Annotated in this window: 10 protein-coding genes; 8 read left to right on the top strand and 2 right to left on the bottom strand. The window is 61.4% G+C overall.

What is annotated here, in order from left to right; all coding sequences use genetic code 11:
• The first annotated feature begins 13 nt into the window (after window positions 1-13).
• Both D3273_RS02085 and D3273_RS02090 read left to right on the top strand, forming a co-directional pair.
• The gene (locus tag D3273_RS02085; protein WP_129222981.1) at window positions 14-751 is read left to right on the top strand and encodes a hypothetical protein; all 738 of its coding nucleotides are present in this window, start codon (window positions 14-16) and stop codon (window positions 749-751) included.
• Window positions 752-1,314: 563 nt separating this feature from the next.
• Entirely contained in the window at window positions 1,315-2,424 is a 1,110-nt protein-coding gene (locus D3273_RS02090; RefSeq protein ID WP_129222983.1) for an MBL fold metallo-hydrolase, read from the top strand.
• Here D3273_RS02090 and D3273_RS02095 read toward each other — a convergent pair.
• On the bottom strand, window positions 2,421-3,608 hold the full coding sequence (locus D3273_RS02095; protein WP_165359338.1) for a site-specific integrase: 1,188 nt from the start codon (window positions 3,606-3,608) through the stop codon (window positions 2,421-2,423). The genes D3273_RS02090 and D3273_RS02095 overlap by 4 nt on opposite strands.
• A gap of 1,301 nt (window positions 3,609-4,909) precedes the next feature.
• On the opposite strand from D3273_RS02095, the gene D3273_RS02100 reads away from it, so the two are divergent.
• The gene (locus D3273_RS02100; RefSeq protein WP_129222987.1) at window positions 4,910-5,218 is read left to right on the top strand and encodes a DUF736 domain-containing protein; all 309 of its coding nucleotides are present in this window, start codon (window positions 4,910-4,912) and stop codon (window positions 5,216-5,218) included.
• A gap of 61 nt (window positions 5,219-5,279) precedes the next feature.
• Here the strand turns inward: D3273_RS02100 and D3273_RS02105 are convergent, their stop codons facing one another.
• The gene (locus D3273_RS02105) at window positions 5,280-6,368 is read right to left on the bottom strand and encodes a helix-turn-helix transcriptional regulator (RefSeq protein ID WP_165359339.1); all 1,089 of its coding nucleotides are present in this window, start codon (window positions 6,366-6,368) and stop codon (window positions 5,280-5,282) included.
• Between the two features lie 696 nt (window positions 6,369-7,064).
• Between D3273_RS02105 and D3273_RS02110 the strand changes: the two genes are divergently transcribed.
• From D3273_RS02110 to D3273_RS02130, 5 genes are all read left to right on the top strand, one after another.
• Window positions 7,065-7,667 (top strand): hypothetical protein, encoded by a 603-nt coding sequence (locus D3273_RS02110; protein WP_129222991.1) that lies wholly within the window; start codon window positions 7,065-7,067, stop codon window positions 7,665-7,667.
• 81 nt (window positions 7,668-7,748) lie between these two features.
• The gene (locus tag D3273_RS02115; protein ID WP_245500935.1) at window positions 7,749-9,389 is read left to right on the top strand and encodes a type IV secretory system conjugative DNA transfer family protein; all 1,641 of its coding nucleotides are present in this window, start codon (window positions 7,749-7,751) and stop codon (window positions 9,387-9,389) included.
• A 9-nt stretch (window positions 9,390-9,398) separates the two neighbouring features.
• Window positions 9,399-9,896 (top strand): hypothetical protein, encoded by a 498-nt coding sequence (locus D3273_RS02120; protein WP_129222995.1) that lies wholly within the window; start codon window positions 9,399-9,401, stop codon window positions 9,894-9,896.
• Window positions 9,893-10,654: a hypothetical protein gene (locus D3273_RS02125; RefSeq protein ID WP_245500936.1), complete on the top strand. Its 762-nt coding sequence runs from the start codon at window positions 9,893-9,895 to the stop codon at window positions 10,652-10,654. Before D3273_RS02120 ends, D3273_RS02125 begins: the two co-directional genes overlap by 4 nt.
• Window positions 10,654-11,247: a hypothetical protein gene (locus tag D3273_RS02130; RefSeq protein ID WP_129222997.1), complete on the top strand. Its 594-nt coding sequence runs from the start codon at window positions 10,654-10,656 to the stop codon at window positions 11,245-11,247. Before D3273_RS02125 ends, D3273_RS02130 begins: the two co-directional genes overlap by 1 nt.
• The last annotated feature ends 635 nt before the right edge of the window (window positions 11,248-11,882 follow it).

The raw sequence follows: 11,882 nt of genomic DNA on the forward strand, positions 1-11,882 counted from the left end.
TGTGTCGGTTATCATGCCCGTAACGCTAGAAGTCGAGTCGAACACACTTGTGATAGTTGGCAACTTCAACCCTGCTATATTTCAGCCTTATTGGTTTTTTTCCCAAGACTTGATCGGCGAGGATGAAGCTCAGAAGGCGCAAATATCGGTGGTACACCCCGATATTACGTCCTTTCAAACTGAATCCTTTCAAATTACGGTTGAGCCTGAGCGGGTGAGTTTGATTCCGCTTGAAACAATTGGTATTGGCATTTTTGACTTAGCTCTTCGTTTGTTTGGGGACTGCCTCCCTCAAACACCCTTACGAGCACTGGGTATAAACTACTTATCCCATTTCCGAGTTAGCTCGGAAAAGGTTCAAAATAGCTTTGGCGATATACTGGCGCCAAAGGAACCTTGGGGCAAGTGGGGTGAGCAGCTAAATCAACCGGCCCCGAAAGGCTCACAAAATCGCATCTCAAAAGAAACAAGGGCTGGCGGTCTAAGGTCAATCAGCATGACCAAGTATGGGCGCGATGATGAGAAAAAGGGGTTCACACAGGTTAAAATAGAGCCCTCTGCAACTTATAGACCGGGGGTCTACGTTGAGGTAAACAATCACTTTGATCTTGAAAAGCCTATAAAGGGCGAAGATAATTCTTCTATTTTTGCAAGACTCGGCGATGTTTACGACAGTTCTATCGAGCAGTCGAAGAGCTTCGTCGAGCATTTTATGACGACGTGTAGCATCATTGAGCGCGATCATGTCTGAGATATTCGCCATCGATAGAAATGACTTCAACTTGGACTCACACACCATTCGTGGTGAACGTGCTCTCGAAGTTGCCAAGCGTTTTCGTCCGGTTGATGAATCTGCGCTACGATTCTCAAAGTTTCAGCAGTCTCAGACACAAGGGCGTGAGGTGCCGCGCCCTTCGAAAGAAGCGATACAAGCAACACTGCAATCAATCTCTACTCGAACGACAGATACGAGATTGCGTCTCCCAACTGCATTCGTTGCCAAGCAAGAATGGGAAGGTTGCGTCCAAGACGTGGCAGAAGGTCAAGTGCTCGCGCAATTAGTAGACATTAGATTAAGTGATGCCCCCTTCACGATAGCTAGCATCCCACTTGAGACCTTTGCAGTTCGAGATAGAAAACGGCTTAGAACCGGATCTATATTCAGATGGGCAATAGGAACGGAAATTAATGGAAGGACGCAGCGGAATGCGTATCGAATAGCGATTAGGGACTTTCCAGCCTGGACTAGGCGAGAGATCCTGACATCTGAATCTGAGGGCCTTCAACTGGCCCAGGCTTTGAGCGCTCTGAAAAATGGCTCTGACGCATCCGGAATCTGACGAAATAGAAGTTACGGTGATTGGCCCTGGTTTTGGTGAGTCTGTTTTGATCCACCTTGGTGATCGAAAATGGATCACCATCGACTGTTGTGTGGATCGGAATACGAAACAGAATGTTCCTCTCGCCTATCTTGCGGAGATAGGGGCGGACGTCGCGTCTGATATCAAACTTGTGATCGCATCACATTGGCACGACGATCACATCAAAGGGCTGTTTGACCTCCTAACCGCAGCGAAGTCGGCACGCTTCTGCTGCTCTGAGGCGCTCACAAGTGTTGAGTTTTGTGCCTATGCTGTCCGACATGCGAAAAACATCACAAGACGCTTTTCGGGAGGAGCTTCAGAGTTTCTTCAAGTGCTCAGGCTTCTTGCAGAACGGAAGAATTGTCCGGAGTTCGCTGGAAAAGACAGAAGGCTTTGGCTTTTACCGAAAGACACGATCTCCCACGGTGTAGACTGCGAGGTCTACACCTTAGCTCCCAGCAACGGTCAGTTCGCGCTGTTTCTCACCGAGATAAGCAAAATTTTAGCAGATCCAAGCCATGATCGTTTTCGAGCACAAGCAGATAATCAAAATAACTTGTCGGTAGTCTGCCAAATTCTCTTCGGTGAAGAATCAATACTGTTAGGTGCTGATCTCGAGAACCAACGGGACGTAACATTAGGCTGGGAATCTATACTAAGTAGTTTCGGTAGACCTCGTCAGACTTCAAGTTTCTTCAAGATCCCTCATCACGGCTCTGCGAATGCACATAACGACCGTGTTTGGACGGACATGCTTGTGTCCGACGTATTTTCGGTCGTGACGCCTTATGATCGTCTCGTACATCCATTGCCCACTCAGACGGATCGTGCACGCATAAATGCTTTTACGCCCCATGCGTACATTACCTCTGACGAGGCAAACAAGAATTTTAGACACGACGACAAAAGCGTAAATGCAAAGCTTAAGGACATAGGAGCAGTTGTGCAGGTCTCACAGATAGCGCCTGGCCGTGTAACGCGTAGATGGAAGCTTGGCGGTAGACCTTCACTTTCCATGAGCCAGATGGCACGCCCTCTCAATCCGCCTATCTCGGTTTAAAAGCCCTTCGCGAACGTCTCGACGTGCTTCGCCGCCTTGCGCTTCCGCTCGTCATCCGCGTGCAGGTAGACCATAGTCGTTTTCAGGTCGGCGTGTCCAAGGAGCGCCTGCACAGCCCGTACGTCCGCGCCGCCCGCGAGCGACTGTGTCGCAGCGCTATGGCGGAAGACGTAGGGACTGAAGCGCGGTACGCCTGCCCTGCCCGCAATGCGGTCGAGCTGCTTCGCGATTCCGACAAGGTGCTGTCCCGTCATGCGCCCTATGAAGACGTAGGGATTCGCAGCCTGTCGGTAGTCGTGAACGCGTTTGAGCACCTCGACGGCCGCGTCGGACAAGGGCACGGTTCGCTTCCCCGTCTTCCCCACTACGCGCATCGTGCGGGCGCTCAGGTCGACGTTATCCCATGTCACGGTGCGCGCCTCGCCAGGCCGCAGGCCGCACAGCAGGGAGATGCGCAGAAGGCCCGCAAGGTGGGGCGACACCTCCCCCGCGGCTTCCATGCTCGCCAAGGCCTTCCCGAGCTTTTCGACTTCCGGGCTGGTCAGCACCCGCTGTTCCTTGGCCTCCGCATCCTTGTTCCGGGGCAGCTTCGCGAGCGAAGCCGGATTGTGGTGCGACGGGTCGAGGTGCTTCGCGCGGACGGCATAGTTGAACACGGCCTTGATCAGCGTGACGACGTAGCTCTGATTCCGCGTCTGCCCCGCCATGCTCGCGTGCAGCGCCTCGACGTCGACCGGCGACACGTCCTGTAGGGCCTTGCTGCCGATGCCGACCTCGGGACCGTTGTCGACCTGGCGCGTGAACACGAGTCGGGTGAAGCGGTCCTCATAGTCGGCATATGTCGCCGCGGACCACTCCGGCTTTTTGAGAGCCATCCATTCGCGCGTGCAGGCTTCAAAGGTCATGCACTTCGCGGCTGGCGGGCTGATGAGGTCGGTTCCCTTGCGCGCCGCCTGTAGGACATCGGCGGCCTTCGCCCTCGCGTCCTTGAACGTGTGCTCCGCGGTTGAGCCGAGGTTCACCCGCCGCGACTGCCCGTCCACCCGATACTGCACCGTGTAGGCCTTGGACGTGGGATAGACGATGACGCCGAAGCCCGGCTCGCCAGCGTCCCACACGATCGCCCGCTTGCCTTCGAACTTCAGCCCGTCGACCACTCGCTGAGAGAGCTTCATCGTCGGCATGAATGGGGCCCTCCGCCTGCTTACCCGGTAGCGCTCCAGATCAATGGACATCCGATCGGGTAAGCGATGGGTAAGCAGATGGCGCAAAGCCGCCCAATGGTCAACAAACGCCTGCAACGCAGCTGGTATTGAAAAAGCTAGAGAATTTCAGCTTGGCAAAGATCGCCAAACCCCCGCAAACCCTGCTTTTTTGGACTCTGACTCCGTCAATCTTGGTTCGAATCCAGGTCCCCCAGCCAAAACACCGAGCCTCGGCAAACTGCTGACAACGTTGATGCGGTCCGAACTGTGGCTGCGGGTTTACTCCCTCAGTGTGGACCAGCGGTGTGGAGCAGGTCAACGTTCCTGCGGTGCTCCGGCCGTGGCGTGAAACGTCACCAAACGAGCTGAGACGGGCTGGCTGATCCCCAAAGCGTGACCGCGATCTTGCGCAGGCAGTTCTGCCTGATTGAAGATCAGAGCCAGCACGACACTCCGATCATAATAGGGGCAGGCCGCCGCGGCCGTGACAGCGGCGGGCGCCGACGCGCTCTTCACGCCTCGGGAACCACGTGCGACTCGCCGGCGCCTGGGAACCCGTGGAAGGGTTTTCGACGGCATGGCCCACGATCTGGCTCTTTTGCCGGGATGGGCCGCCGTCGCGGCGGCGGTCTCCCGCTGTGGCGTGACTTTCGACGGATAGCCACGGGCTTATCATCGAGCCCCCTGTGCGCCAAGCGGTTCGAGGCTCGGGGAGCCAGTGGTGACAGCCATCCAGGTCACTGCGACAGCCAGTCGACCGGCGGGCCTCGTTTGGACCGCGCGGTGCAGCACGGCTCCGTCATTCCTGTCGTCGAGCCCGACGTGCCGGGGAGCCTGATCGCATTCTCTCCGGCGTGGTCGATATCGAACTGACTGCGAGATCATCCGTCTGGATGCCGGTGCCTGAGGAGGCGGTCACAGCGATGGGCGGATCTACCGACGCCTCAATGCGCCTCCCCTGCATCCGTTCATACCTTGCCGTTCCGTCGGCGTCCCCGGATGGGCCAACCTGGACGGGGACGACTGCGCCTCGCCCGCCCTGCCGCAACGGCAGGTCTGCAACTTTCTTCCCCAGCGGGGCACGAGCCCCGCATTCCTCGCAGGATAAGAAAGCCGCGGCCCTGCCGTCCTCAGCTGCGCTGCGGCCCCTCGGTGTCCCCATGCGACAGGTCGCACGGGGGACCCCGGGGGTGTGTCCGCGGTCGCCCCGTCCCGTCGATGGCCATCAAGGGCGCCAGACGATGCGGCCTCGGATCACCGCAAGACGCAAGGAGCACATCATGGCGACCATCGGCACCTTCACCCGCAACGAGGACGGCACCTTCCAGGGGCAGATCAAGACCCTGTCGCTCAACACCAAGGTCCGCTTCGTCCCGGCACCGGCGACCGACAGCGAAAAGGCCCCGGACCTCCGCGCCTATGCGGGAAATGGGATCGAGTTCGGCGCCGCCTGGAGCAGGCGCACCAAGGACGGCAGCCGGACCTACCATTCGGTCAAGCTCGACGACCCGATCTTCCCGGCTCCGATCTACGCGAGCCTCGTCGAGATTTCTGAGCCTGGCGCCTTCACCCTGGTGTGGAGCCGCTGACGCAGACGACCCGGACGCCCCGCCACCCAGGCGGAGCGTCCGGGTCCCGATCCAGGACCGCTCAATGCACGGTGAGACGGTGGGCGAGCAGCGCGAGTTCGGTCTGACTGTGTACGCCGAGTTTTCGGAATGCGGCCTTGAGGTGGAGCCGGACCGTCTCGATGCTGATCTCCATCCGCTCGGCGGCAATGCTCGGCGAGGCGCCGTCGGCCACGATATGGGCGACTTCGCTCTCCCGTGGTGTCAGACCGGCAGAACGGGCGAGAAGCTCCATCGTGGCGCGGTCGAGGCGGCTCGTTCGACTCGCATCCAGCACGGTCGCGACCGCGGCGGTCGCATGGAACACCTCCTGGGCCTGGCCCAGCACCGGAACGACGAGGAGGCGGAACGAGGCCGCATGGTCGATCGTCGTGAATGAGACGAGACTGGGCTTCCTCGCCTCGAGCGCGGTCCTGAGCGCGTCGTCGAGCCGCCGCTGATCCGCGGAGCTCGCCGCCCGGAGGCGGAAGGACGAGATCCACATCAACGGGGCCAGCGCATCCTCGACGCCCGGGCTCGTCTCCAGCACCCTGCCGTCATGGCCGAGGTGGATCACGGGATCGCCGCCTCGCTCGAAGGACAGGGCGCACCTCCGCGCTTCGGCCCGCAACGAACCACGACACGTCATCGCGGCGGCGCGCAGATAGGGCAGCACGAGGGCGAACGTGGTCAGGTCCTCTGCCGCGAAGCCTCCACTTTCAGGTGGTTTGAAGGTGATCAGGTTGACCGCGCCAGCGTCGGTCATATCGAGGAATGCGGACGTCTGGTAGGCGAGGCCGTAGGGGATCAGGAAGTCCTGGTAGAAAGGATCGCGCGATCGGGCCGCGCGATAGACGTCCATCTGGTCGCAGACGAAGCCGTCGCGCGGACCGGGACTGATCTGCGTGCGATGAGTGATCGGCGGGGCCCGCCCCGTCTCGACCGCCCGCACCACCTCGGCCACGCCGCTGGTCGGCAGAGAGAACATATCGGGCGGAACGATCCTGGCGATTCCTCCACCGAGCGTGCCCATAGCCGACATCAGGGTTTCGAGCGCATCGAACCAGGAGCCGCCCACCATCGTCTCGGCGAGGACATGTCGAGCGGCATCTTCGAGACTTTGCAGTTTCATATCGGCGGTCGCGAGAAGGTGGCGGTCTAAACCTTGGTAGCACGGGGGTAGTTCAATAAGCATGAAGGCAAGCGGTGCCTGCACCCTGCGCATTTTCGGTCGACATGGCTGACACGACGACTGCCGTGCCGAACGCCGATCACACCTCTGCAAACAGCACGTCTTATCGATTTACAGGACGCTGCCGTCGAAAGCCATTTCACCGACACGAGGCCCCGCGACGTCAGGCATGCGATGTGCGGCCGGGTCGTCAGGAGTGAGCATCGTCCGGTCTTGAAGTCGATGAATCGCTGTCTGACGCCGCTTGTAGGAACAGCGAACATGTCGAGTGGTGTCGTCCTGGCGTGCTGCCGCCGTGGACCTCCATCGCGTTCATCAGGCTCTCGAACGGCTCGACCCAGGACCCGCCGACCGTCATCTCGACAAGAACTTGCTGAGCGAGCTCTCCAGTTATTCGAGGTATGTTACACTAACATTGAATATGATTATCAGCATAAGATAGTAAAATTGTCATCCAAAAACAATAAGTAAGCGATCGCCTGACCTAATGATCATGATATCACAAAAATCATAGCGCTGATCAGGACTTCGAAGCGGTGGCCATAGTCGGTTACGCTTTGTTAACCAGCGAAAGAGGCTGATCCTGAAGCCAACCCATATGGGTTAGGGGCAGTGCCTGGCGATCCGGCCATAGTCATGCTGCGTTTCGCAAAACATCTGGAAAGACTCGACATGTGTATCACACCTGAGGAACGTCGGGCGGCTTTCGACGAGATCGTGACAGCAGTGCAGAACGAAAGTGACGCTGAAAGTTTCTCTTCAATTATCCAAGCGTTCAATGCTGTATTCCAGCAGGTCAACGAAGCGCACGGCTGGCCATACACACAGGAAGACGGACAACGCGCTCGGTGCATATTCTTCTTTCCGTTTTCATCGGAAAGTGCGCATTGGCAAGGAAGTATCGAGATCCTTAAATCTACCAGTCATTATACCGTTTTCGACCGTCTTGGTAAGTTTGCCATCTACGACAGGAATAGTCCCAGCTTCGGCAATTTAGTGGTCACGAATAGTAAAAATAACGCAATCGCTAAACTGGAAGGGCTATCGGCCGTCGATTTCCTGTCCAGCATTGCGAATTTCTCGGGACGCATCAAGGAACTTGAGGAAGCACGACGTTTGCTGAGGCTTCGCGAAAAAGACCTGATGGATCAATTAGACGTTCTTGAAGTCAAAATTAAAAATCATCAAAATTCGATATTGAATGCGATCCGCAGCAAATTCAGAGCAAAAAGACAGTAAGGGTGAAATTGAAATAATCAATCCTTATCGCGATCGTTTTATTTACCTGGGGTTCTCGTGCGCTTATCGATCATGGCGTTAGTGTCCTTGGTTCTGGGGTACCCCGCAGCCCTTGCGGTGCAGCATGGCCTGCACCCGACGGCATGGCCTCCCGAGGTCCTGTCGCCCGCGGCCTGGTTCGGCGCTTTCTGGACCCACCCCGATCCCGGCCGGATCGCCGGGGCCTATTGGGACGTCGTCACCGCTCGCTCGCCTGCCTTCGCCAACAACGGGTGGTCCTACCCAGTCCTCATCGCGTTCTTGCCGCTCGCAGTCGCGATCCTGCTTCGCCTCGCACCGAAGCGGCCTCAGGCCAGGCGTGAGGACGCGGGCACCTTCGGGTCGGCCCGCTTCGCCAACGACAGCGAGCGCGCCGCCATGTCGCGCGGTCTCGAACTCGGCATCGATCCCGAGACCGGGCGCGCGGTGCGCGTCGCCGTCCAGGGTACGCTCGCCACCATCGCTCCACCCAGGACGGGCAAGACGTCGGGTCTGCTCATCCCCAACCTGTCCTTCCCCGAGGCCGGCGCCTGGTCAGGCCCGGCCGTGGTGCTGGACTCCAAGGGCGAAGTCTTTCGCGCGACACGGGAGCGCCGAGAGCGGCTCGGTCGGCGCGTCGTCTGCATCGACCCGCTGAACCTCGTCGGCGGAACGGACGGCTGGAACCCGCTCGCGAACCTGGACCGACAGGATGTCCTCTACATGCAGAAGACCGCCTTGGCGCTCCTGCCCGAAACCGCCTCGGGCGACGAGGCCTCGGCCTACTTTCGCAACAGAGCCGTCGACCTCATCGTCAGCGCGATCGGCCTCTCGGTCCTGCTCGAACGCCGCCTCGTCACCGACATCCCGCTCCTCCTGTCGAACGACGCGGTCTTCATCGCCAACCTGAAGAGGCACAAGCAACTCCCTTGGGCCCGTGCCGCCCTCGAGATCATGCAGGCGGACGCGCGCACGCGCGACCCGATCAGGTCGACCGCCGTCCAGGCCTTCCAATGGCTCGCCGACGCCCGCCTGCGCAGGCTCGTCCGCACCGGCACGTTCGACCTCGCCGAGCTGTCCCGGAATGAGATCGATATCTTCATCGCCGTCCCGCCCGAGCACAAGCGCATCCTTGCGCCGCTGCTGCGGTGGTTCCTGTCCGACCTCTTCACCTCCATCCGCCGGAACCGGCCCGAGGAGCGCGTCATCGTCTTCATCGACGAGGCCGCCGCGCTCGGACGTTTCGACGAGATCCTCACCTCAGCGGCCGAGCTCCCCGGCTACGGAGCCAGCATCTGGTCGTTCTGGCAGGACCGGTCGCAGTTGGTGTCGCTGTACGGCGAGGCTGGCGCCGCCACGCTGATCAACACGGCCGAGGTCGTGACGCTGTCGGACCTGTCGGCGGTCGATCCGGACGAAAGCGACCGCTGGTCTCGCGCGGTCGGCAGCTACACCGCCCTGATCGAGACCTTCAGCCAGCCGACCGCAGGGTCGGGTTCGTCCGCGACCAACACCGGCCCCCAGCCCGCGCCCCTGATGAGCCGCGAGGATCTCGTGACCATGCCGTCGAACGAGCTGCTCGTCTTCCCCAACGGCGCAGCGCAGACGCGGCGCCCGGTTCGCCTGCGCAAGACCGTGGCCCACACCGACCCTCGCATCGAGCCTTTCATCGCGCCCGTCGCACCCGTCGGGAAGGCACGTTGAGGTCCTCCCGTGGCCTTGGACCTGAAGCGCCTCAAACGCGACCTCCGTGCGCAAGACCGCGAGGCGGTCGAGGGAGACGCGCGGGTGAAGCCCAGCGGAGCCATGGCGATCGTGCGCAAGCACCTGCCCGACATCGAGCGGCTCAAGGCCGAGGGGGCCACCTGGGTCGCCATCGCGGCGGCGCTCGCCCGGCAAGGGGTGAGCATGCGCGACGGCCGACCGCTCACGGGTCGACGCCTCACCGGACTGATCGACTCCATCCGGCGGCAGGACGCGGGCCGGCGCGAGGCGGGCGCGCGACGGCTTTTCCGGTCTGACCTGGCGCCTGGGCCACCTTCGGCGCGGGCGCCATCGTCGCCCGACCATCCTGAGGCATCGGCGGCGCGGCCGACCGACGCGCCGGCAGCCGTGCCGACGACACCTCACCCGGAGCACCGCACCGCCGAACAGATCCGGCGCGAGGGCCTCTCCGACCTCTACGACCTGCTCAAGGGAAAGAAGCCATGACGATGCGACGCGTGCTCCTGGTCGGCCAGGACAAGGGAGGCTCGGGTAAGAGCCTCGTGGTGAGGGCCCTCGCCGAGTCCGTCGTGACGGCGCGCATCGTCGAGCTCGAGGACGAGAAGCGCCTCGTCGAACTCGACGACCGCGTCGACTTCTTCCCGGTCCGGGCGGAGCGGAGCGAGATCGACCGCACCTCGGGCGCGGCGGCCCGCAGTGAGTACGACGGCGTGATCGACCTGATGGCGCGCAAGCCCGCCGCGGGCGCGACCACGCCCGAGCCGCTGATCGTCGACATCGGCGCCAACGCGTCGCGCTCGTTCCTGCCCGAAGTCGCGTCGCGGGCGGCGCGCTACGGCCGGATCGGGGTGGAGTTCGCCATGCTGACCGTGATCACCGCCGAGCCGGGCGCGGCATCGAGCGCGCCAGTCGTGCTTGACCTCGCCCGCCCCTTCGCCAAACCGCTCTTCGCCATCGAGAACCAGATCGAGGGGGCGGTGGACGCGAAGGTCCTTAAGGCGCTCGGCAAGGATGTCGTGCTGCGCCGCTTGGCGCGGCTCACCCTCGACCCGAAGGCCAACGACCTTCTCCAGAAGGGTGGGTTGCGCTTCATCGCGGAGCGACTCGGGGAGGCGGAGGACAGCCTGTCCGAGAGGTTCGGCTTCGCGGCCGCCGGCCGGATGATCCAGGATCTGACCACGTTCCGCGCGCAGGCCATGGGGGCGGTCGCGCCGATGGCCGAGTGGCTGGAGAAGGGTGCCTGATGGCCCAGATTCCGAAGCCCCCGACATCAGAAGCGCGGCGGGCCGACGCCGACGCTCAGGCCGCATCCGCCGCCCGGAATGCCGCGCGCACGACGGCCGAGGCCAGCCGCGGGCTGGCCGACCAACTGCTCAGGAGCGGGGCCGATGCGCGTTTCGACGCCCTGTCGAACCCGGCCCTGCACCTAACGCCGGCCGACCGGCGCCGGCTGCTCAGCAGCCTGACCGGTCACGAGCCCGCGCGCCGCATCGTCCCGGGCGGCACCGCCAGCCGGTGGGCCCTGATCCGCTCGCGCCTTCCCTATCGCGTCGGCGCCCAGGCTTTCGCCGGGGCTGTCGTCCTGACCGCGGTGGTCGGCCTGCTCGTGGCGCGCTCCCACACGCCCATCGGCTTGGTGGTGAGCGACTCCCCACAGGATCTACTCGTCCCTTTCACGCTGGAAGACGGTCGGATCGCCTTCGACCGGCTCGACGCAGGCCGCCCCTACGCTCTCGTCAGCCAGAGCGATGGAGGAATGGTGCTGCGGCGGTGGGTAGCCGGGGTCGGCTATGCCGAGGCGCACATCCTCACCGGCTACATGCACCCGAAGCCATGATGGCGAAGCGCATGGTTCGATGGAGGGCGACAAGGAGGCTTATGGTGTCTCGATGCTCAACCTCCAGCCAGGGCCACCGAGGGCCACAGGGGCCACCGAAAGACCACCAGAAGGCCACAAGAGAAGGGATGTCACACCACACGCACTGAAGGTGCTCACGGCGACACAGCGTCGCAAAACGGCTCCGAGAAGGGCGCAATGCGGTCAGCTGACATCGTTGAGCGTACTCCGAGTACCTTAATGCAACCCTGTCCTCGCTATTCGATTCTTTACTATTATAGATTGATAATGAGATGGTGCTCCTAGCACGTCCAGCAGGCTGCGGACGCTCCAGCGAACGGCGGAAGTGGGTGGACAGCAGACCGGCTGCCCTGGATGGCAATCAGGCCAAAGGAGACGTTCGGCTTGGTCATGGCGGAATCGACTCTGCACATCGAACAAGAGGGCTCACGCGGGCCGACGAGTAGAGAGGCAAAACTGCGCAACTTTCCGCTAAACGGTGTCCTTTCGCGACAACCATTCGCGGCGGCGGTTCTCCTCGACCCATGCGCACCTGTGCAACCCTGGGCCTTTTCAGCCTCGACACAACGGTCCGTTAGGTCTGGCGTGCGACGCATGACCTCTCCGTTTTCCCG

It is taken from the genome of Lichenibacterium minor, assembly GCF_004137685.1.
Lineage (GTDB): Bacteria > Pseudomonadota > Alphaproteobacteria > Rhizobiales > Beijerinckiaceae > Lichenihabitans > Lichenihabitans minor.